Annotated in this window: 16 protein-coding genes and 2 pseudogenes; 10 read left to right on the top strand and 8 right to left on the bottom strand. The window is 59.9% G+C overall.

Annotation, left to right across the window (positions count from 1 at the left end):
• Window positions 1-24: 24 nt before the first annotated feature.
• Window positions 25-1,074, bottom strand: a complete 1,050-nt coding sequence (locus NW828_RS05390; protein WP_414382218.1) for a hypothetical protein — start codon at window positions 1,072-1,074, stop codon at window positions 25-27.
• A 322-nt stretch (window positions 1,075-1,396) separates the two neighbouring features.
• The gene (locus NW828_RS05395) at window positions 1,397-1,828 is read right to left on the bottom strand and encodes a hypothetical protein (RefSeq protein ID WP_414382221.1); all 432 of its coding nucleotides are present in this window, start codon (window positions 1,826-1,828) and stop codon (window positions 1,397-1,399) included.
• Between the two features lie 512 nt (window positions 1,829-2,340).
• Between NW828_RS05395 and NW828_RS05400 the strand changes: the two genes are divergently transcribed.
• Window positions 2,341-2,532, top strand: coding sequence for a hypothetical protein (locus NW828_RS05400; protein ID WP_414382224.1), 192 nt, complete (start codon window positions 2,341-2,343; stop codon window positions 2,530-2,532).
• Window positions 2,533-2,589: 57 nt separating this feature from the next.
• Here the strand turns inward: NW828_RS05400 and tkt are convergent, their stop codons facing one another.
• Complete coding sequence (gene tkt / locus NW828_RS05405; protein WP_414382226.1) at window positions 2,590-4,590, bottom strand: transketolase; 2,001 nt, start codon at window positions 4,588-4,590, stop codon at window positions 2,590-2,592.
• Window positions 4,591-4,765: 175 nt separating this feature from the next.
• Between tkt and lipA the strand changes: the two genes are divergently transcribed.
• Window positions 4,766-5,659 (top strand): lipoyl synthase, encoded by an 894-nt coding sequence (gene lipA / locus NW828_RS05410; protein ID WP_414382228.1) that lies wholly within the window; start codon window positions 4,766-4,768, stop codon window positions 5,657-5,659.
• A gap of 91 nt (window positions 5,660-5,750) precedes the next feature.
• Here the strand turns inward: lipA and NW828_RS05415 are convergent, their stop codons facing one another.
• Both NW828_RS05415 and ppsA read right to left on the bottom strand, forming a co-directional pair.
• Window positions 5,751-7,025: a dihydrolipoamide acetyltransferase family protein gene (locus NW828_RS05415; protein WP_414382231.1), complete on the bottom strand. Its 1,275-nt coding sequence runs from the start codon at window positions 7,023-7,025 to the stop codon at window positions 5,751-5,753.
• 69 nt (window positions 7,026-7,094) lie between these two features.
• Entirely contained in the window at window positions 7,095-9,560 is a 2,466-nt protein-coding gene (ppsA, locus tag NW828_RS05420) for a phosphoenolpyruvate synthase (RefSeq protein ID WP_414382234.1), read from the bottom strand.
• A gap of 337 nt (window positions 9,561-9,897) precedes the next feature.
• Between ppsA and NW828_RS05425 the strand changes: the two genes are divergently transcribed.
• From NW828_RS05425 to NW828_RS05450, 6 genes and pseudogenes are all read left to right on the top strand, one after another.
• Window positions 9,898-10,851: an RluA family pseudouridine synthase gene (locus NW828_RS05425; RefSeq protein ID WP_414331111.1), complete on the top strand. Its 954-nt coding sequence runs from the start codon at window positions 9,898-9,900 to the stop codon at window positions 10,849-10,851.
• A gap of 290 nt (window positions 10,852-11,141) precedes the next feature.
• Window positions 11,142-12,320 carry a transaldolase gene (locus NW828_RS05430; RefSeq protein ID WP_414382237.1) on the top strand — a complete coding sequence of 393 codons (1,179 nt, stop codon included), beginning with the start codon at window positions 11,142-11,144 and terminating at the stop codon, window positions 12,318-12,320.
• A gap of 50 nt (window positions 12,321-12,370) precedes the next feature.
• Window positions 12,371-13,852, top strand: a pseudogene (locus NW828_RS05435) (cobaltochelatase subunit CobN); the annotation flags it as partial.
• A 50-nt stretch (window positions 13,853-13,902) separates the two neighbouring features.
• On the top strand, window positions 13,903-14,214 hold the full coding sequence (locus tag NW828_RS05440) for a DUF2605 domain-containing protein (protein ID WP_414382240.1): 312 nt from the start codon (window positions 13,903-13,905) through the stop codon (window positions 14,212-14,214).
• Complete coding sequence (locus NW828_RS05445; RefSeq protein ID WP_414382243.1) at window positions 14,214-14,477, top strand: DUF2973 domain-containing protein; 264 nt, start codon at window positions 14,214-14,216, stop codon at window positions 14,475-14,477. Before NW828_RS05440 ends, NW828_RS05445 begins: the two co-directional genes overlap by 1 nt.
• A 65-nt stretch (window positions 14,478-14,542) precedes the next feature.
• The gene (locus NW828_RS05450) at window positions 14,543-14,968 is read left to right on the top strand and encodes a GerW family sporulation protein (RefSeq protein WP_414344594.1); all 426 of its coding nucleotides are present in this window, start codon (window positions 14,543-14,545) and stop codon (window positions 14,966-14,968) included.
• Between the two features lie 5 nt (window positions 14,969-14,973).
• Here the strand turns inward: NW828_RS05450 and NW828_RS05455 are convergent, their stop codons facing one another.
• The 3 genes from NW828_RS05455 to NW828_RS05465 all read right to left on the bottom strand — a co-directional run bounded on the left by NW828_RS05455 (window position 14,974) and on the right by NW828_RS05465 (window position 21,008).
• The gene (locus tag NW828_RS05455; RefSeq protein ID WP_414382246.1) at window positions 14,974-18,285 is read right to left on the bottom strand and encodes an AAA family ATPase; all 3,312 of its coding nucleotides are present in this window, start codon (window positions 18,283-18,285) and stop codon (window positions 14,974-14,976) included.
• Between the two features lie 164 nt (window positions 18,286-18,449).
• Window positions 18,450-20,720: a single-stranded-DNA-specific exonuclease RecJ gene (gene recJ / locus NW828_RS05460; protein WP_414382248.1), complete on the bottom strand. Its 2,271-nt coding sequence runs from the start codon at window positions 20,718-20,720 to the stop codon at window positions 18,450-18,452.
• A gap of 120 nt (window positions 20,721-20,840) precedes the next feature.
• Window positions 20,841-21,008 (bottom strand): hypothetical protein, encoded by a 168-nt coding sequence (locus NW828_RS05465; protein WP_083757636.1) that lies wholly within the window; start codon window positions 21,006-21,008, stop codon window positions 20,841-20,843.
• Window positions 21,009-21,186: 178 nt separating this feature from the next.
• Here NW828_RS05465 and NW828_RS05470 point away from each other — a divergent pair.
• Both NW828_RS05470 and NW828_RS05475 read left to right on the top strand, forming a co-directional pair.
• Window positions 21,187-22,110, top strand: a pseudogene (locus NW828_RS05470) (IS630 family transposase).
• Between the two features lie 320 nt (window positions 22,111-22,430).
• Window positions 22,431-24,818: a hypothetical protein gene (locus NW828_RS05475; RefSeq protein WP_414382251.1), complete on the top strand. Its 2,388-nt coding sequence runs from the start codon at window positions 22,431-22,433 to the stop codon at window positions 24,816-24,818.

The following is a 24,818-nucleotide window of genomic DNA, read 5'->3' on the forward strand; positions in this document are numbered from 1 at the left end:
ATGGATTGGGATCCCTTGAACCCCTTACTGCTGGGTAAGGCGCAAGGTTACCGTTGGGCTGGTTTGGTTGCCGGAAGTGGCCGTGAGATTCACCTGATACACCGTGCCAGAGGCCGGAATGGGAGGTCGAACGGTGATTGTGAAACGGCCCTGGGCATCTGCCTGCACAGTTTGGTTGGTCACGGTCTGTTGGGCGCTGATGATGCCGCCCAGAGAAGTAGAAGCCGTTACATTCACCCGCACCGAAGCATTGGGAGCTGTAGTGCCCTGCAGCGTAAACGAAGAGCCGGAAACCCGATCCTCATCCCGCAGGTTGGTGATCTGAGGCAAGAGGGGGCCGGGGGCGCTGACCGTGGCGGAAACCTCTTGGGTGGTCAGCCGCTGGATGCCCCCGGTGGCCCCTTCGATCAGGCGGGCCGGTTGTTCGGCGGTCATGAAGCGCACTTGGCCGCCATTTTCCAAGCGGGCGACGACGATCCCTTCCCGGGTGGTATCTTTCGCCTCGATTAGGGCGTTCACTACATAGGTGCCGCTGGAAACTTCCTGAGCCGGCAAGGTTTGCACTTGCCGTCCATCCTGGATGAGGTAAACCGTTACCCGGCTGGAAGGGGTACCTTTGACGGTGACCAACAGGATTTCTCCCGCTGCCAAAGGGCGACTGCCGGCATTGTGATCCACTAAGTCGATGGAAGCGCGGACAGGGCTGCCCACAGTGAAGCTCCAAGTCACGCGGCGGGTCACCCCCTGGGTATTGGTGAACTCCAGCAGAACTTCCCGGCGCCCCGGCGGCAGGGGTTGGGCAGGGCGATAGGTGAAGAAATCGCGGGTAATCACCGACTGGGAAGTGACGTCTTGGCCATCCAGGAAAACCCTCACCGTTTCCGGACGCACGCTGACTCCATCTTGGCTGCGGAAAGAAGCCGAGATTGGGGAGGTAGGTTCAACATTGGTGGCCGCTTGAGCTGGGCTGGGATCCGTAATTTGCTGAGCCCTTGCAGGCAAGCTCGACAACCCCACAACCGCAGCGCCAATCACCAAGGCCCGGGGAAACCAGGAATACAAGTTATCGCTCATGAGACCATCCGCAAGAAAAAATATAGAGTACAGGCGGACCGCACAGGCAAACAGAGTCCAGGAGAATATCGGCCTCGATATCCTGTTCGCATCCTGTCACAGGGGATGGCCCCTGTCGATACGCCTAAACCTCTGATTGGCTCCCCAATAGAGTCAATTCCAACGTCAAAACCGGGCAAAGTCAACTGCCATCTGCCGTGCCGGATCCCACGTCCATCCTGGCAAAATCCAGAAGATGACTGTAGGTGAGGATGTAAGGGATCCCTTTGAAGGATTTGACTTAACTTGTGTTCGATGGGTAATCGATGGGTATCAGCTCATCTCAATTCACAAAAATAGCCCCTGTCGCTTGCAGATCGAGGCAATGATCGCCGGAGACATCGTTGACCAGCCGCACCTCTACGGTGATCACATTCAAGGGATCCACGCTCACCTGGTAGCCCACAGGAGCCAACATCGGCGTGTTGATGGCCATGCAGTTGGGGATCAGCAGGTTGCTCAGGCGCAACGTTTCGCCGGCAGGCAGTTCCGAGACCTTCTGACGGGGATCGGTAAAGCCGTATTCCAAAGGCAGACCTGTGCGATTGCGGATCACCAGCTCGGCAGGTAGGTTGGAGTTAAAGCGGGCTACCGGGCGATCGAAGACCGATTGATCGACACCCACAGGCAGGCGCGGCAACGGCACGGTTTGGAAGGTGGGCTGAGCGGCAGCAGGGCCCTGTCCGGCAACCCAGGCTCCCAACAGGGCCGCCATCGTCAAGCGGATTCCTTTGCTTCGTTCTGCGTACCTCATGCTTCTGCCTCAGAATGCGCCTTGTGCAAAACTGGGATCCCATGGCAGGCCAAATGAGTGCTTCTCCTTGCCTGCTTGTATTGTTGCCAAAAATGGCTGGATGGGCCAGATGGCCGTCGCTTTTTCAAAGTTGCCCCCCTCTTCGGCCACCGGAGAGCCACACAGCAGGGATCCTCGCGCGGAAGGCTAAGTTGGAGCTGAGCAGAGCTGAAGATGGAAGCAAGGAACAGCCATGCCAGGAGAACCGGAAAAGCCAGAAAAAATGATTCTTGGAAAGGCAGCCTCATTGCAGGCCAGGCGCTGACCATTTTGGCTCTCCTGGGGTCAGCAGCAATCCTGATGGCGGGTTTCCTTCGCTAAACCGAGCTTTCAGATCCACAGTTGGCCCAAAAACTTCAGCACATTGACGGAAGCCGACCTTCCCTCTTCAAAGCAATGGTGGAAATGAATGTTGGGTTTTCAACCCATCCCTCATGACGATTCCCTCGATTGTTGAAGATGCCTTAAAAGCAGGAGTGCTGTCTCTGGAGCAAGAGGCCGCCATCTACTCCATTCTCCACAATCACCCCTGCACCGAGGCCGACCTGAATGCTTTGGAAGTTCTGTTGGACAAGTTAGGCCATTTCCCCGACTCTGCCGACTCAAGGCCGCAAGCCACAGGGTGAAAAGCAGCCCAGCAGAGAAGGGATCCCTGCTGGGTCTAGCCCCACGAAAAGGGAAACTCAGCTCAGCAACCGGCGGGCAGTGTTGAGCACGTTCTCCACCGTGAAGCCGAACTTCTCCATGCACACCGGGCCGGGGGCAGAGGCGCCAAAGCGGTCGATGCCAATGGCCACCCCCTCAAACCCCAGGTACTTGTGCCAGCCGAAGGTGCAGCCTGCCTCGACGGAGACGCGCTTGGTGACGTTGGGGGGCAGAACGGAATCGCGGTAGCTCTGGGGCTGGGCCTCAAACAGCTCCATACAGGGCATAGAGACCACCCGCACGGCCCGGCCTTCCTGCTTCAGTTGGGCTGCAGCTTTCACCGCCAGCTCCAGTTCAGAGCCGGTGGCGATCAAGATCAGCTCTGGATTGGGGGCATCCACCACCACATAGGCCCCTTTGGCTACGCCTTCAACAGAGGTGCCCTCCACCGGGTTGACGGCTTGCCGGGTAAACACCAGCACAGAAGGGGTGGTCTTGGCTTCTAGGGCCACCTGGTAGGATCCCACCGTTTCGCGGGCATCTGCCGGGCGCAGCACATAGAGATTGGGAATGGCCCGCAGGGAGGCCAAAGTTTCCACCGGCTGGTGAGTGGGGCCATCTTCCCCCAAGGCGACGGAGTCGTGGGTCATGACGTGCAGCACCCGCACCTGCGAGAGGGCGGACAGGCGGATGGCAGGCCGCATGTAGTCGGTGAAGATCAAAAAGGTGGCGTCGTAAGGGATGAGACCTCCATGAAGCGCCATGCCGTTGGCAATGGCTCCCATGCCGTGTTCCCGCACCCCAAAGCGGAAGTTACGCCCCTCGTAAGAGCCGGCCTGAAACTCTGGGATCCCCTTTAGATAAGTCATGTTGGAGTGGGCGAGATCTGCGGATCCCCCCAGCAGTTCCGGCACCGCTTTGGCCAAGGCATTCAGACAAAACTTGGAGAGGTTGCGGGTGGATTCTCTGCCGGTTTCGGCAATGGGGGCCAGCGCTTCTTTCCAGCCCACCGGCAGCTCCCCGGCCATGATGCGCTTGAACTCGGCGGCCTCTTCGGGGTAAGCCTTCTCGTAGGCGGCGAAGCGCTCGTTCCACTCGGCCTCGGCCTTGGCCCCTTTTTCGATGGCCTGGCGGAAGTGGGCCAGCACCTCGTCGGGAATGTAAAACTCCGGCTCCAGAGGCCAACCCAGGTTTTGTTTGGTGAGCTTCACCTCTTCCGGCCCCAAGGGTGCCCCATGGACGCTCTCGCTGCCGGCCTTGTTGGGGGATCCGTAGCCGATGGTGGTCTCGACAATGATCAAAGAAGGCTTGTTGGTGACTTCCTTGGCTTTTTGGATGGCCTCGGCGATCCCTTTCAAGTCGTGGTTGCCATCCTCTACTTTTTGCACATGCCAGCCGTAGGCTTCATAGCGTTTGCCCACATCTTCCGTAAAGGCGATTTCCGTTCTGCCGTCGATGGAGATGTGGTTGCTGTCGTAGAGCATGATCAGCTTGCCCAGTTGCAGGTGGCCGGCCAAAGAAGCTGCTTCGGAAGCCACCCCCTCCATGTTGCAGCCATCCCCCAAGATCACGTAGGTGTAGTGATCCACAATGGTGTGGCCGGGCTTGTTGAAGCGGGCGGCCAGATGGGCCTCGGCAATCGCCAGCCCAACCGCATTGCCCACCCCTTGCCCCAGCGGGCCGGTGGTCACCTCCACCCCCGGAGTTTCAAAGTTTTCCGGGTGGCCGGGGGTTTTGGAGCCCCACTGGCGGAACTGCTTAATGTCCTCCAGGCTTACATCGAAGCCGGTTAGGTGCAGCAGCGCGTACTGCAGCATGCAGCCATGCCCCGCCGAGAGCACAAAGCGATCCCGATCCACCCACTTGGGGTTGCGGGGGTTGAACTTCATGAACTGCTGCCACAACACATAGGCCATGGGTGCTGCTCCCATCGGCAGGCCAGGGTGGCCGGAGTTGGCCTTCTGAACAGCATCCACCGCCAAAAAGCGAATCGTGTTGATGGCAAGTTGTTCCAGAGAGGGAGGAGCAGCAACAACCATGTGGGATCCCTATCGCTCGACATTTGCTTTCCAGTATGCCGCGTTTTGGGTCGTGCTTCCGAGGCGGCAGGGATCAATTGGGCCGGGAAATTGGCTTTGTCCAAATTCCAACGGGGCCAAATGGCAGGCTAAGCTGAGTGATACCGTCGCTGCTGTTTCGTGCTGGAGCGCTTCTTTGACTGTTGTTTCTTCTTCTCCTGGCGGCAAACCCTCCTGGCTGCGGGCCAAGGCCCCTCAACGGGTGGGATCCGTCAAACAACTGCTGCGGGACTTGGGCCTAAACACGGTTTGCGAAGAGGCTTCCTGTCCCAACCTGGGGGAGTGTTTTGCCAACGGCACCGCCACCTTTTTGATCATGGGCCCGGCCTGTACCCGCGCCTGCCCCTACTGCGATATCGACTTCACCAAACGCCCTCTGCCCCTGGATGCCACCGAACCCCTGCGGGTGGCAGAAGCAGTGGAACGCTTGGGATTGCGCCATGCGGTGATTACGTCGGTGAATCGGGACGACCTGCCCGATGGGGGAGCCAGCCAGTTTGTGGCCTGCATTGCGGAAATCCGCCGCCGCATGCCCCAGACCACCATCGAGGTCTTGATCCCAGACCTATGTGGTAACTGGCAGGCGCTGCAGCAGATCTTGGCCGCCCAACCGACGGTGCTCAACCACAATACCGAAACGGTGCCCCGCCTCTATCGCCGTGTACGCTCGCAAGGGAACTACGAGCGCTCCCTCAAACTGTTGGAGTTGGCACGGCAATGGGATCCCGGCCTGTACACCAAGTCAGGGGTGATGTTGGGCCTGGGAGAAACTGCCGAGGAGATCTTGCAGGTGATGCGGGATCTGCGCCGGGCAGGGTGTGACATTCTCACCTTGGGCCAGTATCTGGCTCCCAGCCCCAAGCACTTGCCGGTGGAGCGCTATGTCACCCCAGAGGAGTTCGACCATTGGCGACGGGTGGGAGAGGAACTGGGCTTTTTGCAGGTGGTGTCTTCGCCCCTAACCCGCAGCTCCTACCATGCCGAGGCTGTGCAAGAGTTGATGCAGCGCTTTCCCAGGAGGAGCTCCTGAGCGCTGGGGCCTCGCCGGCTGCCCGACCTTGTGGGTTGCGCGAGAGAAGAACCCTACTCTGAGATTGGCTCAAGGCCGGGTTTCAGGGCGGCTACAACGTCAGGGATCCCACCTTGTGCTCTATGAGCTGCGCCAGATCTTGCAGGAAGGCCGCTGCATGGGCGCCGTAGATGACACGGTGATCGCAGGTGAGGTTCACCTGCATTTGGGAACGGATGGCAATGGCTTTTTCCGGCGTCGCCACCACCGTGGGGCGAGAAGCGCCGATGGCCAAAATGGATCCCTGGTTGGGGGGCAAAATGGCATCGAAGCGATCCACCCCGAACATGCCCAGGTTGGAGAGGGTAAAGGTGCCGCTATTGTACTCTTCCGGCTGCAGTTGCTTGCGCCGCGCCCGCTCCACCAGATCCTTCCAACGGCGGGAGATCTCGTACAGATCGAGCCGGTTGGCCTGCTTCAAGACAGGAGTGATCAGCCCGCCATCCTCCATGGCCACCGCCACCGCGATGTTGATATCGGCTTTGTAGTGGATCCCGCCTTCTGTGTAGCTGGCATTCAGAAGGGGGTGCTTCTCCAGGGTCATGGCCACGGCTTTGACCAAGAGGGCCGTCAGGGTGACTCCTTTGGGCTTCACCTGTTGGTAGAGGTGATCCAGGCTATCGGTGGTGATGGTGTAGCCGACGTGGAACACCGGCACGCCCAGGCTGGCGTTCATGTTGCGCACCACCGCCGCTTGTAGGGTGCTGAGGGGAACTGTCTCTCCCAAGGGGACAGCCACAGGAGTTGGAGGCGCGGGGGCTGGAGCAGAGGGGGCAGCCACTGCAGGAGCGGAAAGGGCCGCTGCCCGCTCCACGTCTTCGGCTATGATGCGACCGTTGGGGCCAGAGCCGCGCACGGTGCGCAGATCGATCCCCAGGCTCTCCGCCAGTTTTTTCGCCCGTGGAGAAGCCACGATCCGCTGGGATCCGGCGCCATCCGATCCATTTGGCAGTGTAAAGGTGGGGGTTGCCGCAGGGGCAGGACTTGTCGGCTGAGCTGCAGAGGCGCGGTCTGCGCTAGGTGGAGCCGCAGGGGTAACGCCAGCAGCGAGGGCCTTGGCTTTTTCCTGGGCCTGGGCCACTTCTGCCTCGCTTTCGGCAATCAGGGCGATGGGCGCGCCCACCGGGGCCGATGCTCCTGCCGGAATGAGGATGCTGGCCAGGATGCCGCTGTGGAAGGACTCCACGTCCATGTCCGCTTTGTCGGACTCCACCACCAGGATGTTTTCTCCTTTCTCCACGCGGTCGCCGGGGTTTTTCAGCCAGGCGACGATCTTGCCCGTTTCCATGGTGGAGCTGAGGGCCGGCATGGAGAGCTCGTGGATCATGGCGGGGATGGCAACACAGCAGAGAAGATTGTAACCCAGCCAACGCGATCTCAGCGCAGCCCCCTGAGCCTATTGGGTACCGTCGCCTTCCGCCTCAGCCACCACCAACAGAGTTTTCAACAGGGAATCGGGGTTGAGGCTGATGGAATCGATCCCCGCCTGCACCAGGAAGCGGGCGAAGTCGGGGTAGTCGCTGGGGGCCTGCCCGCAGATGCCGATCTTGCGGCCATGGCTTTTCACCGTCTGGATCACCTGGGCGATCATCCGCCTGACGGCCTCGTTGCGCTCGTCAAAAAGGTGGGCCACCAGGGCTGAGTCGCGATCCAGGCCCAGAGTGAGCTGGGTGAGGTCGTTGGAGCCGATGGAGAAGCCGTCGAAGATCTGGCAGAACTCGTCGGCCAGGATAACATTGCTGGGCAATTCGCACATCACGTACACCTGCAGACCGTTTTCTCCCCGCACCAGGCCATGGCGGGCCATCTCTTCCAGCACCTTGTGCCCCTCTTCCGGCGTGCGGCAGAAGGGGATCATCAAGATCACGTTGGTCAGGCCCATCTCATCCCGCACCCGTTTCATGGCCCGACACTCCAAGGCAAAGCCCTCACGGTAGCGGGGATCCGTGTAGCGGGAGGCCCCCCGCCAGCCAATCATGGGGTTTTCCTCGTGGGGTTCGTAGCGGGATCCCCCCAACAGGTGGGCATACTCGTTGCTCTTGAAATCCGACAGCCGCACGATCACCGGCTTGGGGTAAAAGGCGGCAGCAATGGTGGCCACCCCCTGGGCCAGCTTGTCCACAAAGTACTCCGGCTTGTCGGCATACTGGGCGGTGAGCTCTACCAGGCGCGGCTCCTCTTTCACCGCCTGCTCGTAGTTGAGCAAAGCCAGCGGGTGGACCTGAATGTGGTTGGCAATGATGAACTCCAGCCGCGCCAGCCCCACGCCATCGCAAGGGATCCCGCTGAGGCCGAAGGCTTTTTCTGGGTTGCCCACATTCATCATCAGCTGGGTGCGGGGGCGGGGCAGCTCCTCGAGGGGGATCTCTGTAACTTCATAGGACAGCAAGCCAGGATAGACGCGCCCTTCCTCCCCTTCGGCGCAGGAGACGGTGATGGGCTCGCCGGAACGGAGCACCTGCGTGGCGTTGCCGCAGCCAACAATGGCCGGGATCCCCAGCTCGCGGGCGATGATGGCCGCATGGCAAGTTCTGCCCCCCTGGTTGGTGACGATGGCGCTGGCCTTTTTCATGATTGGCTCCCAGTCGGGATCCGTTTTTTCGGTCACCAGCACCTCGCCGGCCTGAAACTGATCCGAGCGGCGCACATCCAAAATGACGCGGGCTGTGCCCTGGCCAATGGCCTCGCCTACGGCCCGTCCCCGCACCAGAGGCTCGGGCTGCGCCCCAGGCTGGGTGAAGCGATAGGTGGTCAGCTGGTTGGCCCCTTTTTGCGACTGCACCGTTTCGGGGCGGGCCTGGACAATGAACAGCTCGCCCGTGATCCCATCTTTGGCCCACTCGATGTCCATGGGGGTGAAGCGGCCCCGCAGTGCCGAGTAGTGCTCTTCGATAAGGCAGGCCCAGCGAGCCAACTCCAGGATCTCGTCGTCCTTGAGGGCATATTGCCGGCGTAGGCTTTCGGGGACGGGTACGTTTTTGGTGAGGCGGGATCCCTCCTCGTCGTAGACCAGCTTCAGGGCCTTGCTGCCCAGCTTGCGGGAGAGGATGGGGCGCAGTCCCTGCTTGAGGGTGGGTTTGAAGACCACGTACTCATCGGGGTTGACGATCCCTTGCACCACGTTTTCCCCCAGACCATAGGCGGCGGTGATGAGCACTGCGTCTTTGAAGCCGGTTTCCGGGTCGATGGAGAACATCACCCCCGAACAGGCCAGGTCGGAGCGCACCATCTTCTGCACCCCCACCGAAAGGGCCACTTGAAAGTGGTCAAAGCCCTTGATTTGGCGGTAGGAAATGGCCCGGTCGGTAAACAGGCTGGCAAAACAGTGGTGGCAGGCGTTGAGCACCGCCCGCACTCCACGCACGTTCAGGTAGGTCTCCTGCTGGCCGGCAAAGCTGGCATCCGGCAAGTCTTCTGCCGTGGCACTGGAGCGCACCGCCACATCGGTGTCGGGGCCGTAGCGCTCGCACAGCTTTTGGTAGGCTTCGGCGATGGCCTGCTCTAGCTGAGGGGGGAAGGGAGTTTGCAAGATCAAGGTGCGGGCAGCCTTGCCCCGCTCGCGCAAATTTTGGACATTCTCAATGTCTAAGTCTTTGAAAATCTCCTGCAACTTCTCCTCTAGGCCCGCAGAGGCGATGAACTGGCGATACGCATGGGCGGTGGTGGCAAATCCTGTCGGCACCTGGATCCCCTTTGAGGTGAGCTGCTGCAGCATTTCTCCCAAGGAGGCGTTTTTCCCGCCTACCTGAGCAATATCCCGTAGGCCCACCTCTGTGAGAGACAAAACCAAGGGCGGCTCTGAGCCAAGCTGGGGTTGAGAGGGTTGCTGAAGCTGGGATCCCCTGGTTGCTCCATCCGACATGCCTTACCTCCTTCTTAGATCCATTGAGCGATCCATTGAGCCAACGCCAATTGCTGGGGTGTGCTGTGTTGTCGGCTTGGGATCGCTCCCGGCTCTCCTATGCCAACACTCGGCCCAACTCATTCTTGGTGGGCCATAGCCTCACTCTAGTCAGGATTTTCTGCCCCTTAAAATTGCCCAGGGATCCCCCCAAGAAGGCTTAGAAGGCGATGAGACAAGGCAGATCCCCCCACCACCTGCCTGCGGAAGTTGCTGCAAATCTTCGACCTTTTTTACTCAGTGCAAAAGTAGCCGGGCTGCCACAATGGTCAAAGAAGGCAATTTGGGCAACAACGGCATGGAGGGCCACAAGGAGGCTGCAGCAGACATTCGCCAGATCAGGGTGACGGAAAAACAGCAGGGCTTGCGGCTGGATCGAGGATTGGCAGAGCAACTGCCGGAGCTGTCGCGGTCGCGCCTGCAGCAGCTTATCCGCCAGGGCCAGGTTTGGCTCAATGGGCAGCCCTGCCGGGATAAGGATCGCCCCCTGCAAGCTGGGGATGAAGTCGAGGTGCGGATCCCGCCAGCCACCCCGACTGCCCTGCAGCCGGAGCCGATCCCCTTGGACATTCTTTACGAAGATGACGATTTGCTTGTGATCAACAAGCCCCGCGGTTTGGTGGTGCACCCTGCCCCCGGCCACGCCAGTGGCACCCTGGTGCACGCCCTGCTGGCCCACTGCCCCCATCTTTCAGGCATCAACGGCGAGCTGCGTCCAGGTATTGTCCATCGCCTTGACAAAGACACCACTGGTGCCCTGGTGATTGCCAAACACGATCAGGCCCACCAGCACCTACAAGCCCAGATCCAGGCCAAAACCGCCCGGCGCATCTACTTGGGGGTGGTGTTTGGCCGGCCGGCCCAAAGCCAAGGCACCGTCTCTGCCCCCATTGGGAGGCACCCGGTGGATCGGCAGAAAATGGCCGTCCTGACCCCTGGCCAAGGGCGAGTGGCGGTAACCCACTGGCAAGTGTTGGAGCGGCTGGGCAACTACACCCTGATGCAGTTTGAGCTGGAGACCGGGCGCACCCATCAAATTCGGGTGCATGCTGCCCACATGCGCCTACCCATTGTCGGGGATCCCCTCTACACCCAGAGCAAAACCAGCCCTGTTAAGCTGGGCGGCCAAGCTCTCCATGCCTGGAAGCTCTCCTTTGTTCACCCGCGCACAGGCCAGCCGCTGCAGTTTACCGCTCCCCTGCCGGAGGAGTTTGAGCGGCTCTTGCGGCAGTTGCGCAGCCAGGCGGGCTAGGCAGCCTCTGGGGTTTCCCCCTTGCTTTGCCTGGTCATTGCAAACGGCTGTGGAACAGCTGGTTGGTTGATCCCCAGCTCCCCTCGCCCGCAAGGGGTGAGGGTCAGCGGCGAAGGGTCTTCATCTTGTTTGAAACGAGTATGCCCAGTTGTCCCCACACCCGTGGGGGTGAACCCGGCCAGAGAAGAGAATTAAGACAATCTCACATCTGCTGGGATCCCTTGCGTGGATGAGTAACACTGGGACTAGGTCGCAGAAGCGGCGCGTAGCGCAATCTCAAGGAGCCGAACATGAGCAAGAGCTTGCTGGAGCAGTTGCGAGAGATGACCGTCGTGGTGGCTGATACGGGGGATATCAACGCCATCGAGAGCTTTAAGCCGCAGGATGCCACCACCAATCCCTCTTTGATCACAGCGGCTGCCCAAATGCCCCAGTACCAGGGCATTGTCGATGAAACCTTGCTCAAGGCCCGCCAAGAACTGGGATCCAAAGCCGACATCAAAACCGTGGTGGCCCACGCCATCGATCAACTGGCCGTGGCCTTTGGCGTGCGCATTTTGTCCATCATTCCTGGCCGGGTCTCGACGGAGGTGGATGCCCGCCTCTCTTACGACACAGAAGCCACAGTTGCCAAAGCCCGCCATTTGATCGAGCTCTACAAGGCGGCAGGAGCGGATCCCAAGCGGGTGCTGATTAAAATTGCCTCGACTTGGGAAGGGATCCGGGCTGCCGAGATCCTGGAGAAAGAAGGGATCCACTGCAACCTTACCCTGTTGTTTGGCTTGCACCAAGCCATAGCCTGCGCCGAAGCGGGGGTGAAGCTGATCTCGCCCTTTGTGGGCCGCATCTTGGATTGGTACAAGAAACACACGGGCCGGGAGAGCTATCCCCCTGCCGAAGATCCGGGGGTGCAGTCGGTGACCCAGATTTACAACTACTTCCGCAAATACGATTTTCCGACGGAAGTGATGGGGGCCAGCTTCCGCAACATCGGGGAGATCATCGAGTTGGCCGGCTGCGATCTTCTCACCATCTCGCCCGCCTTGCTGGCGGAGCTGCAGAACACCGAGGGTTACCTGGAGCGCAAACTGGATCCGGAAAAAGCCAAGAAAATGGACATCCCGCGCCTGGTGATGGATCGAGCTACCTTCGACCAGATGCACCGGGAAAACCGCATGGCCTCAGAAAAGCTGGAAGAAGGGATCCAGGGCTTCTCCAAAGCGCTGGAGGTGCTGGAAAAACTGCTCACCGAGCGGCTGCAGAAGCTGGAGGGTGCCAAGGAAACCATTACCCACGCCGCCCAGGATGTCTTCCGCCTCTACGACCTGGATGGGGATGGCTTCATCACCCGCGAGGAGTGGATGGGGGCAGATCGCGTTTTCGATGCCCTGGATACCAACCAAGATGGCAAAATTACCCCTGAGGAAATGTTGGTCGGCCTAGGGGCAGCGGTCTATCTGAAGAATTAGCCGCTGGCAGCCGGCCTGGGAAAACCTCAAGGTCTATGGGCGAGAACTTTCGCCACATCGGAGACGGGGTGGCCGCCCTGGAAGCGCAAGCCCGCCGCTGGATTGCCCAGCGGCTGCAAGGGATCCCTTACGATCCGCCGCCGGGGCCAGTAGCCAGGCAGGTGCTGCATTGGATCGAGACGGATCTGCTGCCGCGCCTGCAGCAAACCCCCCAGGAGCTGGAGAACCTGCTGCATGGGCTAGGGGGCGGCTATGTGCCCAGCGGCCCTTCCGGCGCCCCCACCCGAGGCCGAGTGGACGTGTTGCCCACGGGGCGCAACTTTTACTCGGTGGACATTCGCGCCATCCCCACCCCCACCGCCTGGCAGGTCGGCTCACTGGCCGCCGAGCGGCTGGTGGAGCGCTACGTGCAAGAGCAGGGGGAATATCCCCGTCGCCTGGGCTTATCCGTTTGGGGCACTTCAACTCTAAGAACTGGCGGCGACGATTGGGCCGAGGCCCTGGCGCTCTTGGGGGTCAAACCCCGCTGGGATGGAGGACGGGTGGTGGACATCGAGATCCTGCCTGTAGCGGTTTTGGGCCGCCCCCGTGTGGATGTAACCTTGCGCATTTCTGGCTTCTTTCGCGATGCCTTTCCCAATCTGATTGCCCTGTTTGACCGGGCCGTGCAGGCCGTGGCTGACCTGGAGGAGCCAGAAGCCGACAATCCCCTGCGGGCCCACGTGCTGGCCGATACCCAGTACTGGCAGGAGCAAGGGATCCCAACGCAAGCAGCGGCGGAGCGGGCGCGGCTGCGCATCTTCGGTTCCAAGCCAGGGGCCTACGGGGCCGGCCTACAGGGGCTGATCGAGGCGCAAAACTGGGAAACAGAAGCGGATCTGGCCCGCGCCTACCTCAACTGGAGCAGCTACGCCTACCGGGCCGATGGCGAGGGAGAGCCGGCCCCCGAAGCCCTGCGGCGGCAATTGGCCCACCTGCAAATTGTGCTCCACAACCAAGACAACCGCGAGCACGACCTGCTGGACTCCGATGACTACTACCAGTTTCAAGGGGGGATGGTGGCGGCAGTGCGAACGCTCCAGGGCCGCAACCCGCGGATCTACTTCGGGGATCACGCCCGTCCCCACAACCCTAAGATCCGCACCCTGGCCGAAGAAATTGACCGCGTCTATCGCGCCCGCGTGATCAACCCCAAGTGGATTGCCGGCGTGATGCGCCACGGCTACAAGGGCGCCTTCGAGATGGCTGCCACCCTGGACTACCTCTTTGCCTACGACGTCACCACCCATGCTGTGCCGGATTTCATGTACGCCGGCCTGGCCCGCGCCTACCTATTGGATCCCCAAGTCCAGCAGTTCCTGCGATCCCGCAACCCCTGGGCGCTGCGGGACATGAGCGAGCGGCTGCTGGAAGCCCACCAGCGGGGCTACTGGCAAGAGCAGGCCCTGGAATTGCTGCCTCAGATCGAAGCCCTGATGCTGGAGATGGAAGCCTACCTGGAATCCCGCTCTCCCGTGGCGAGAGAAGGTTAAGTTCTGCTAAGATTTTTTCATCCAAACCAGTTGTGGAGGGATCCCAGGCCATGAGCAAATCTGAGCTGTTGCGAGAGATTCTGGGGCCACTGTTGGAGGACTACCGCTACTGGTTTGAGCGTTCTCGCCGCTTTTTGCAGGAAGAGACCCTGGAATTTATCAGCCCAGAAGAGCAGCAGTCCTTGCTGGAAGAGGTTTTGGCTGCCCAGGCGGAGCTACAGGTAGCCAAAGCGCTTTATCAGGCCTCTGATCAAGAGGTTGGCATCGACCCTGGGCTGATGGCAAAATGGCATCGCCTGCTTATGAAATGTGCCGAATTGGGCCGTCAATTTCGCCAGATTCACCCCTCCCCCGACCTGTAATGCTGCAGATTCTCTACCTCATCGCTTTTGTGGCCATTGCCTTTTTGGCCCTGCGCAACTTGGTTACCAATGTCATCACACTGGGCGTGGAAGAGCGCAAGGCCTCTCCTCGTCGTGCCCGCAGGCGGATCCCTCACCCAGAGCTGCTGGATGAAGATGGCAACCTCACCGAGGAGCCTCTACTGGTGATTCGCTCGGCCAGCTTGGAAGAAGCTCGCAGCCGTTTGGAAGATCTCTATTCCGGCTCGCCGGACGAAGATTAGGGGAGTTTCTTGGGCTTTCTCTCTTGGGCGTGGCTGCACTAGCCTGGGAAGGTACTGCGCGCCATTTGCCCGAGCGTCTGGTGGGCGAGTCAACGGAGATGGGATCCGACTTCAACGTGGAATCGGTGCTGGAGGCGGTGCTCGGCAAGCTGAAGGTTTTGGCGGAAACGGGACAAACCTTTGGTCAGCCGATCACTATTGGTGAGACGATTATTGTCCCTTACATGTCCTTGCATTTTGGCTTGGGTGGGGGAGGGGGTAACTTTGGAAAGACTGCTCCTGGCTGTCGCGGCAACGGCGGGGATCCGGCCAGTCTGTTCGGGGGAGCGGGGGGTGGGGTGCGCATCGAGCCAGTTGGCTTTCTGGTGATCCGAGGCGAGCGAGTGGAGCTGCTGACCACCGTCCAGAAGCCCGACCAGTGGAACCAACTCAGCGAGACTCTGGTGCCCCTGTTGCAGCAGTGGCTGCAAAATCGTGCCGGCAACTCCTGAAGGGACTAGCCGCGAATGGAGAGGCGGGATCCCTGGGGAGAGGGTTGTACCTCAATGCGGCGGGGGAAAGCATCCTGCAGGCTGGGGATGTGGGTAATCACCAAGATGCAGGCAAAGTCCGGGGCGATGGCGTTGATGGCGGCCAGCAGTTGGGCGCGCCCGGTGGCATCCTGGGATCCAAACCCCTCGTCGATGATTAAGGTTTGCAGGTCGGATCCCGAGCGCTGGGTGAGCAGGCGGGACAAGGCCAGGCGAATGGCGAAGTTGATGCGAAAGGCTTCTCCACCGGAGTAAGTCTCGTAGGGGCGGGTGCCGTGGGGATCGGCAATGAGAATGTCGAGGGTGTCATAGGGACTCCGTCCCGCTACGGAGGACAGCTTGGCCGGTGAGCAATAGCGTCGCCCGGAGCGCTGGGTAACCAATTGCAGGTGCAGGCGGTGTTGGGTAAGGCGGGCCAGGATCTGGTTGGCCTGGGCTTCCAGCTCGGGCAGGACATTTTCGACGATCAGGGCGGGGATGCCGTTGCGACCATAGGCATTGGCCAGCTCTTGGTACACCTGCTGCTGGCGGCGGGCCTGTTGCAGTTGCTGTTCCAGCTCGGCCTGTTCCGCCTGCTGTTGAACCGCCTGTTGTAGCCGTTGTTGGGCGGCCCCTATCTGAGACAGCACCTCATCCAGCCGCCGGCGGTGCTTCCGCAGGGTTTGGCGGATCCCTTCCAGCTGAGCAGGCAAAACCTCGGGATGCTCCGCCAGTTGTTGCTGAAGCCGTTCCAACTCTTGGGTGGCCTGGGCAAAGTGCTGGCGGCTTTCCTGTAGGCGTTGGGATAAGGCTTGGGTGCGGGCCGCCACCTCCGGCAGTTCCTGGCGGGCCACCTGTAGGGCTTGCAGGCGCACCGGCCAGAGTTGCGCTTGGGCCAGTTCGGCTTTCACCTGCTGGTGCAGGGATCCATCGTAGCCCAGGTGGTTTAACGCCTGTTCCACCTGAGCCAACCGCTCCGCCAGGGGAGAATCCGATCCCACTGGCGGGACGGAGTCCTTGGATCCCACCTGTTGCAGGGTTTCCAGTTGTGCCTGTAGAGATGCGATTTGCTCGCAGAGGCGAGAGCGGCGCTCTTGGGCCTTGCGGAGTTCTTGAGAGCGGCCCAGGGCCCAGCGCCAGCGCTCCAGTTCTCCCCGTTGTAGGGCGTGCTCGCGCTCGTCATAGCCCAGTTGGTGCAGGGCCTGCTGGATCTGCTGGAGCTGTTGCCGAGCTTCTTGAGCGTAAGCTTCCCGGTCGAGGATTTCCCTCAACTCTGCCGCTTCTGCTTGCCAGAGCTGGATTTGCCGGCGGCGTTCCTGCTCGGCTTCCCACTGCTGTTGCAATCGCCCTTGAAGGTGCAGGCGCTCATCCCAAGTGGCCAGTTCTTGGCTAAGACGGCGGTATTCTTCTTGCAAGAGTTCGATCTCCCGGTCGGCCACCGCCAGTTGTTCGCGGATAACAAACAGTTGGCCAGCAATTTCTTCTTGACGCTCGCGGTGTTTTTTCAGCACCACATCCCGCAGGCGCGGGCTGAGGGGACGGGCGCAGAGGGGGCAAGTCCAGTTGCGACGGCGTTGCGGAGCCATAAAGCCGGATCCCTGCGGCTCTGGTGTTGGCGTTGCGGGGGATGACTCGGCAGGTTGGCCGGCGGAAGATAGGGCCGGGGATACCTCCTCTTGTTCTGCTGCCTCCTCGACAAGGGCTGTCACTCTTGCCAAAGTGGGGATGGGGCGGCGCTCTCCCTGATCTTGTTCGCCTCGCGGAGCACTTTGAGCGGAAAACACCTCTTGACCTTCATCCCAGCTGGTCACCAACAGGCGGCAGCGTTCTTCTTCCTGTTGCCACTGTTGCTGGAGAACCCGCTGGCGTTCCTGGAGCTTTTGCACGAACAGCCGTCGTTCTTGGACTTTTTCCAACACCCGCTGCTGGTAGAGACGCCGTCGCTCCAGCTCTGCCAGGGCGGCCTCTCCTTCGGCAATTTTCTGCTCCAGTTGCTGCTGCTGTTGGGCTAGAGTTTCCTGGCTTTGCAGTTGCTGGCTGAGAAGCTGGAGGCGGGCTTGCAGACGTTCCCGCTCGCGGCGGATTTGCTCTTGCCAATGCTGTTGCTGCTGGAGAAGGACGGCGGCTTGCGCTTGGGCTTGGTTCAAGGCCTGGAGACGCTCTTGAGCTTGCTGGTAGTGGCGCAGGCCGGTTTCGATGCGTTCCTGTTCTGCCAGCAATTGGGCATCGGCTTGGGCCTGGGCTTGGCAGGTGGCCAACTCCTGTTGCAGCCGCTGCATCTTGCGCAGTTGCTGCTGCTGCTGCTCGGCTTGCTGGGCCTGGAGCTTTTGGTGTTCTTGGAGCAGGTGTTGCTGCTGCTCGAAGAGATGGTGGAGATGGCGATCTTGGGTCATCAGGGCTTGGTAGCGTTCGTAACCCGCCAGGATGTCTTCACTCTGGGCGATCAGCTCTTCCAACTGGAGCAGGTGCTGTCGCTGGGCACGCCACTGTTGCTCGGTGTGCTGTAGGTCGGCGCCGAGCTTCCGTAAGTGTTGGGTGAGGTGTTGGTGGCGCTCCTGCAGGATGCAGCGATGTTCGTAGAGGCGCTCTAGGGCTTGCAATTCCTGCTGTTGCTGGGCTAGGAGCTGCTGCAGATGAGTTTGCCGTTGTTGGAGTCGCTCCAGCTCGGCTTGGATTTGGCCAACGTGGGCCTGTTGTTGGTTGAGCTGCTGCAGGCGCTCTTGGAGCAGATCGGCTTTGAGTTTGGCACTGCGTGCCCGTTCCCGGCAGCGGTCGGCCAGCAAATCGTACTGCCCCAACTTGAGCATGTCGGCCAAGATCTGCTTGCGCTCGCTGGGACGCTTCAGGGTGAAGGCATCCGCTTGTCCTTGTCGCAGATAGGCAGAGTGAATAAAGGTCTCGTAGTCGAGGCTGAGCTGACTTTGAATGGCCTGTTGGGTGGCGCGCATGCCGCGGCGGGTTAGGCTGCGCCAGCGAGGTTGGCCGTCGGTTTCTCCGGTTTGAATTTGCCACTCCAGGGATCCCTCGCCCGATAGATGACGGCTGCGCAGGATGCGGTAGGTTTGTCCTCGCGAGCGGTAGATCACCTCTACCCAGGCTTCGCTGGCCCCCTTGCGGATGAGATCGCTATCGTTGCTGGCCCGGCTTTGCCCCCAGAGGCCCCAGGTGAGGGCGTCGAGCAGGGCGGACTTGCCTGCCCCATTGGGGCCACAGATACAGGCGGTGTGGATCCCGCGCAGATCCAAAACGGCGTGAGCGTAACAGAGAAAATTGTGCAAGGTTAGGCGAACCGGGATCACGGAAAACTCTGAGGGGCTCTGGTTGCCAGAAAAAATGGGGTTGAATTATTTAATCCAGAGTATCGCGATAGCGGTGCGGAGCATCTTGAAGTTCTTGGCAGGATCCCAAGTCTTACCTACTTTTTGGGGTCGCGTTGGTGGCGCAGAGCGCTTGGGAGATGCCTCTACTTTTGGGAATAAGCTGCTGGCCTGGGATCCGGTCGCAGCAGCCGCTGACACAGTTGGGCAATCTGGGTGGGGCTGGCCTCGTCCAGCCAGCGGTGAAAGGCTTGGGATTCCTGAAGGCGGCCCATCAGCAAGGTGGGGATCTGCTCCGGACTGTCCAGTTCCGCCAGCCACTGCCGGGGAAAGCCGGTTGCCGCAGCCAGCTCCTCGGGATCCCGTTGGCCTGCCTGCCACTGTTGCATCAGCCAGTTGACTCGGGCGGGGATCTGCTCCCAGGGGGAGGCAGAAGCGGCCAGGATCAGGGTTCGGGGCTGTACCTGTTGCAGCAGTTGTGCCAAGTCCGCCGGTAGCCAGGGCCAGCGGGCCAGCACCAGCTTTGCCCCTTTTGGTGGTGGAACAAGGTTCTCGGCCTCCTGCCCGTCGTAACAGATGGCCCCTTTCAGCGAATCCGGCAGGGGTTTCTGCCGAAAATCTTGGATCTCTATGGGGGGAGCAGAAAGGGTGGGTGCCTGCCACTCTCCCGAAGGGCGCACTGCCAGCACCTTGCCCTGCCAAGGCTGTTTGCCCCGGTCATCCGCTTCCAACTGGAGGGCGATGTCCAAAGCTTGGCATTTTTGCCAACGCTCCAGCTCTTCTCCGGCCTGCCAAAACCACAGAGTACGGGATCCCGGCGAGCCTTGGAGTTCAAACTTGAGGTGGCGGCCATTGCGGGAGACTCCCAGGTTGGAGCTATTGGGACGGAAGTTCATCAAGGCAACGACGGGGTTGGGATTGCCGTGCCCAAAGGGCTGCAGAAGCTGCAATTGCCGATACACCTCATCCAGCTCTGCCACCCCATCCCGATCCTGAGAGACCAGTAGCTCCCAGTCGAGGATAATCTCCACCGCCAAGGCGCGAGCCTGCTGATCCGGGCTAACCCGCGCGGCCAGCTCCCGCTGCAACGCCAGTTGCACAGCGGCCAGGCAAGCCAGATCCACTTGGATCCCGGCGGCCATGGGGTGTCCGCCTCCCCGCCGCAAGAGGGGGCGCACGGCCTCGATGGCCTCCACCAGGTTCACCCCTGGCAGGGAACGACCCGACCCATGGCCCAGCCCTGTGGCTTCGTCTTTGGCAATCAACACCGTCGGGCAGCGGTACTGCTCCACCAAGCGCGCCGCCGCGATCCCCAGAACCCCTGGGTTCCAGCCGGCTTCCGCCAGAACAATGGCTCCTTCCCGGGTCAGATCCAAGCTCTCTACCTGTTGGCTGGCCTCTTGGATCACTTGCTGGGTGAGCTGCCGGCGCTCTTCGTCAAGGGCAACAAACCGTTGCACCAGCGCCTGGGCCCGCTCTGGATCGGAGGTGGTCAGCAGCTCCACTGCTAAGCTGGCGTCTTCCAAGCGGCCAATGACGTTCAACTTGGGGGCGATGCGAAAAGCAATATCCTGGGCTGTCGGCGACCTCTGGAGCTGGCCGTTGCTAACCTGGGCCAGCAGAGCTCGCAACCCCGGGCGCTGCGTACTGGCCAGCACCGGCAGGCCCCGCTGCACCAAGTAGCGGCACTCCCGCTGCAACACCGCCACATCGGCCACAATTCCCACCGCCACCAGATCCAGGTGCTGCTCGACACCAGGGATCCCTAGGGCTTGGTAGAGCGCCTCCGCCAACTTGTAGGCCACTCCCACCCCCGGCAAGAAGCGCAGCGGATGTTCAGCCGGCAATCGCAAGGGGTTGACCACCGCATAGGCAGCGGGCAAGGGATCCGGCAGCATGTGGTGATCCGTCACGATCACGTCCACCCCCTGGGCTTGGGCTGTGGCAATTTCGGCAGCATTGCCCACCCCGCAATCCACCGTCAGGATCACTTGGCAGCCCTGGGCCAGCACCTGCTGTAGCCGTTGAGGATTGAGCCCGTGCCCCTCGGTGCTGCGCAGCGGTATGGAGAACTGGACTCGGAAGCCCAAGGGTTGTAACGCCGAGAGCAGGAGACTGGTACTGGTGACACCATCGCAGTCAAAGTCCCCCCAAATGCACAGGGTCTCTCCCCTTTCCCGCGCCTGTAGCAGCCGTGCCACCGCCCGCTCCAGATCCGGCAGGGATGCTGGTGGTGTGGGGGAATAGTGTTCGGGATCCACGAAGGCCTGCGCCTGCTCCCAAGTGTGCAGACCCCGCAGAGCCATCACCTTGGCCGCATACTTGCCATATTCCCGGCTCAGTTGCGGATTGAACTGGGGGGGAGTGGGCAGCAGCTCCCAGCGGTGCGGAGTATCTTCGCGCCAGCCGTAATCCATGCAAGCTAGGCCGACCCCTTGGCCGACAAGAGTAGAACTTCTCAGGAGCCTATCAAAAACGGCCCAGGGGGGAAATGGATCCCAGAGGAAAGGGCTGGGGATGATGGGCTACCTTGAACCCTACTGGCAGCAGTGAGAAGCCACACAGCAGGCGGAAGGGTGCTCGTGATTGTGGGTGGCACAGGCTTCGCTGCAGTAGAGTTGACCTTCGTAGCGATAGCCTTGGCTGCTCTCGAAGCTGCAGTTGCAGTGTTCACAGGCACAACGGACAAGGGTGCTGGCAGACATGATTTTCTCTCCTTCTTTCTCGTTTTTTCCTAGGGATCCTCTTGTCGAAGATCCGCGTCTCTACACCCTAGCGGTTGCTCAGCAACGATGCTGAAACAAGAATCAGAATCATTTTTGGCACTTCACCGATTACAGCCTATGAATTAGGATACAAGTATCCAAGAGAAAAGAGAGATATATACCAACCTATTTGTTAGATTTATCCCAAAGAGTTGTGGCAGCTTATCAGGCAGGCAAGACCTCCACTCGCCAGGTAGCGGAACAGTTCATGGTAACCCAAAGAACACTGCACCACTGGGTGCATCAGTATCAACAAACTCAGGATTTATCCCCCAAGAAAGTCGGCACAAAGCGAGTAGGTATTCTGGAACAACACCGGCAAGAAGTTATGACGGTCATTGAAAGGCGCCTGAACTATTATCCGTGGTAGTATCAAGAACTGGTACGAGAGCAACTGGATACTGATGTGAGTGCTGTTACGATAGACAACTTTTTAAAAAAGCGAGGAATGACGCTAAAAAAGAATTACCGCAGTGTAAAAATCAGAGAAGAGGAGGTGCAAAGGCAACAATTAGCCTATAGTTAAGAAGTCAAGAATATACCAGTGGAAGATATAGCTATTCTAGACCAGACAAGGGTGTGAGAGGCAATGGAACGGAGGGGTATCTCGGAGTTTACGCAGTCAAAGAGCTTACAGTTACCGTCAGAGATGCAAAGGGAAAAAACATAAGATTATTGAAGCTATTTCCTGGAGAGAGGCAGTAGGCTGTTGTGTTATCAAGGGTGGAATGCGGAAGAGCAATTTTCTGGAGTTTTTGCAAAGTGACTCATGTCCGGAACTGGATGCGCGGAAGGTGGTGATTAGAGTTCGGAAGTGGAGGGTTTGATTCAAGGAACAGGTGCGCGGATCATAGACCTGCCTGTGTATGCACCAGAGTTGAATCCGATTGAGAGGATGTGGTCGGTATTGAAGCCTTTTATCCGGCAGTTTTCCAGAGCCGGGAAGTATGGGATGGAGCAGATAGCAGAGACCTCTTGACTACTCATCAATCCATTCTGCTTCCGAAGTTGGTTTGCTAGGTGTTGCTACTGTGCCCCTTGATTCCTTAACAGGCTGTACTGCTCCATCCCTATGCACGAAGAGGGATGCCGCCGCCCTAATTACTGGGAAGAGACTCCCAGATACTTTGTCCCTCTAATGTCCCTCTAGTAAGAGGTACTGCACCACGAAGCACTCAGTGCCGCCGCAGGCGAACAAGCTGGCGGAGTTCGCAGTTACTGTATCAAGAAGCCGTCATAAAGGGCGGGGCTTGTAACCCAGTTTTCTGGTCAATGTGGCGTTGGCATCTCTTTGTGCTTTATCCTGAGGGGCGATAAGCTAAAGTACAGTAACAACACAGTCCTAAACTGGGAACTTTATTGATGCCTCCGCGCTCCTCTTCCTCCCAGAGTGGCTCTACCCCATTCCCCTTTCTGGAGGGGCGGGGTGCTGCTGCCGACGGGGCTGAGTCGAGCTTACCGCTGGGACAGCGTTTGCTGCGGGCGGGTCTGATCTCCCAATCCCAGTTGGCTCAGGCCCTGCGAGAGCAACAGCAAAACCACCTCAAGTTGGGAGAAGTGTGTCTCGAGCGCGGCTGGCTCACTCTGGCTGATCTCTACCGCTTCCTGCCCAGCCAGTCCCTTTCTCTAGGAGAGATTTTGGTGGCGCTGGGCCATTTGGATTTCGAGCAATTGCGGGTTGCTCTGGCTCAACAGCGTCGCTATGGGCGGAAATTGGGGGAAATCCTCACCTGGAAAGGTTGGGTACAGCCTGCCATTTTGGATCGCGCCTTGGATGTCCAGGTGCAACTGCAGCGGATGGCTTCCCCCAATGCGTGGGAGGCGCTGCAGCCTTTTTTGGCTAAGGATCCCGTACCCGAGGTTCAGCTTACCCCCCAAAGAGCGGCAACTCCTGGCCGAGAAGCTCTGGCCCAGGATTTGGCTGTACCCGAAGAGGCCAAGATCCCTTGCGAGGGAACAATTCAGCCATCGAGTCTCGAATCCGCAGTTGGGGGAGATTCCATCCCTGGAACATTAGCCGCGGCAGCCTCGGATCCCTTTGCCGATGAGCCTCAACCGGCCACCTTGGCTGACTACCGCAAGCAAGTGGAAGCCTTGCGGCTACAAATCGAGCTCCAGGAACAGGAATGGGATCGGATCCTGGCCAGCATGAACCAGCAGATTGCCGATTTTCAAAGCCAGTATCAGCAGCGCATTCAAAAACTGGAAGCCACCATTCGTCTCCAGCAGGCGGAGCTCCAGCACCAGGCTACGCTGCAGCAGGATTTGCGGGTTTGGCGGGAACAACTGCAACGTCTAGAAACGGAGCTGGCTCTTGCCCGCGCTGCTGAGCAAAGGGCGCAGCGGCAGTTGCAAACCCAGCAAGATTGCTATCAGTCGGAATTGGAGCAGTTGCAAGAGCAAATCCAGATTCTGCAGAAACGCCAGTCGGAGTTGGTGCCCAGCAGCGTTGTGACTGACCTACGCGCCCAATTGGAGGCAGCGCTTCATCAAATCCAGCAGCTCCGATCGGAGCGGGATCAGTTGCAGGCCCAACTTGCCCAGCAAGCTGCAGAGTCAGAGGCTGCTCTATCCCGGCATCTGGATTCCTTCTGGCCAGAGCAGGTTGCCGCCTTGGAGCAACAGATTGCGGAGCTGAGGGCCGCTTTGCAGATGTGGCAAGAGCGCTACGCTCAGTTACAGCAAGAGCACGAGGCCCAAATGGCGCGGCTTTCCGGCTATGTTCCCCCAGAGCAGGTGGAAAGCTTACAGGTGCAGCTACAACAACTGCAAGCGGAAATGGCGCGGCTGATGGCAGCCAACCGTGACTACGAAGCGCACATTGCCCAACTGGAGGAGCAACTACAGCAGAGCCAAGCCCTGATCCTTCAGCTCAGGACAGAACAGGCCGAAGCCGACCAGCGCATTGTCCAACTGGAGGGATCCCTGCAAGCCCGCCAAGAAGCCTTGGAGCAAGCTCAACAACAACTGAAAACGATGGGATCCCGCCTCAGCGCCCTTCAACAGCAGCAGGCCAACTTGACGGTGGAACTGCGAGATGCGCGAGAGCTGCTAGCGGCCTACCGACAGAGCTTGGAGACTTTACAGGAGAACCTCAAGATTGAGCAGAATCGCAACCGTCTGCTGCAGGTGAGTTACGAACAGCAAAAGCTGATCGCCGAAGCAGCCCAAGCCCAGTTGAGAGCAGCCAACTTCTCTGGTTCAACCGCCAAAGATGAGCCAGCACGTTCGCGTGAGCGAAACACAGTCCTTACGAGGAGACTGGAGGAACCTGCGACCGATGCCGGGGAGCTTCCCGCCAATCCTGAGGACACGCCGACGGATCCTTTGCTGGCGGAACTCACCCCCTGGGCCAGGCATCTGTTCCAAAACTTGCAGGCAGCGGGCTTGCTGGATCGGCCCCAGATCCAAGACATCCTCAGCCGCTGGCAACAGTCGGGGGGCAAGCTGACCGCGGTCATTGGCGAGTGTACCGGCCTGAAGGCAACCACGGTCGCGGTAGCGGTGCGGAGCACTTTCAAGTTCTTTGCGGATGGGGGGTATTCTGCCTGTTTGTCGGGGTGCCGCACGGTGGGAGAGTTCCTCAAGGCTGCCGACTTGTTGGCTGCTGAAGTGCTGGAGTCCTTGCCGCCGATGGATGAATCTTCGCCCCACTGGGGGGATCCCTTGGTGGAGCGGGGGTTATTGCGACCGGAGACGCTGCAGTATTTTCGCAAACATTTCCTGCCAGCTTCTGCCAGCGGATGCTGA

It is taken from the genome of Synechococcus sp. W55.2 (genome assembly GCF_047461635.1).
Classification (GTDB): domain Bacteria; phylum Cyanobacteriota; class Cyanobacteriia; order Thermostichales; family Thermostichaceae; genus Thermostichus.

What these genes read in the sequence shown, in the direction of transcription:
- NW828_RS05390 (WP_414382218.1), bottom strand. Translation starts at nt 1,074, where the DNA reads ATGAGCGATAACTTGTATTCCTGGTTTCCCCGGGCCTTGGTGATTGGC.
- NW828_RS05395 (WP_414382221.1), bottom strand. Translation starts at nt 1,828, where the DNA reads ATGGCGGCCCTGTTGGGAGCCTGGGTTGCCGGACAGGGCCCTGCTGCC.
- NW828_RS05400 (WP_414382224.1), top strand. Translation starts at nt 2,341, where the DNA reads ATGACGATTCCCTCGATTGTTGAAGATGCCTTAAAAGCAGGAGTGCTG.
- tkt (WP_414382226.1), bottom strand. Translation starts at nt 4,590, where the DNA reads ATGGTTGTTGCTGCTCCTCCCTCTCTGGAACAACTTGCCATCAACACG.
- NW828_RS05415 (WP_414382231.1), bottom strand. Translation starts at nt 7,025, where the DNA reads ATGATCCACGAGCTCTCCATGCCGGCCCTCAGCTCCACCATGGAAACG.
- ppsA (WP_414382234.1), bottom strand. Translation starts at nt 9,560, where the DNA reads ATGTCGGATGGAGCAACCAGGGGATCCCAGCTTCAGCAACCCTCTCAA.
- NW828_RS05425 (WP_414331111.1), top strand. Translation starts at nt 9,898, where the DNA reads ATGGAGGGCCACAAGGAGGCTGCAGCAGACATTCGCCAGATCAGGGTG.
- NW828_RS05430 (WP_414382237.1), top strand. Translation starts at nt 11,142, where the DNA reads ATGAGCAAGAGCTTGCTGGAGCAGTTGCGAGAGATGACCGTCGTGGTG.
- NW828_RS05440 (WP_414382240.1), top strand. Translation starts at nt 13,903, where the DNA reads ATGAGCAAATCTGAGCTGTTGCGAGAGATTCTGGGGCCACTGTTGGAG.
- NW828_RS05445 (WP_414382243.1), top strand. Translation starts at nt 14,214, where the DNA reads ATGCTGCAGATTCTCTACCTCATCGCTTTTGTGGCCATTGCCTTTTTG.
- recJ (WP_414382248.1), bottom strand. Translation starts at nt 20,720, where the DNA reads ATGGATTACGGCTGGCGCGAAGATACTCCGCACCGCTGGGAGCTGCTG.
- NW828_RS05465 (WP_083757636.1), bottom strand. Translation starts at nt 21,008, where the DNA reads ATGTCTGCCAGCACCCTTGTCCGTTGTGCCTGTGAACACTGCAACTGC.
- NW828_RS05475 (WP_414382251.1), top strand. Translation starts at nt 22,431, where the DNA reads ATGCCTCCGCGCTCCTCTTCCTCCCAGAGTGGCTCTACCCCATTCCCC.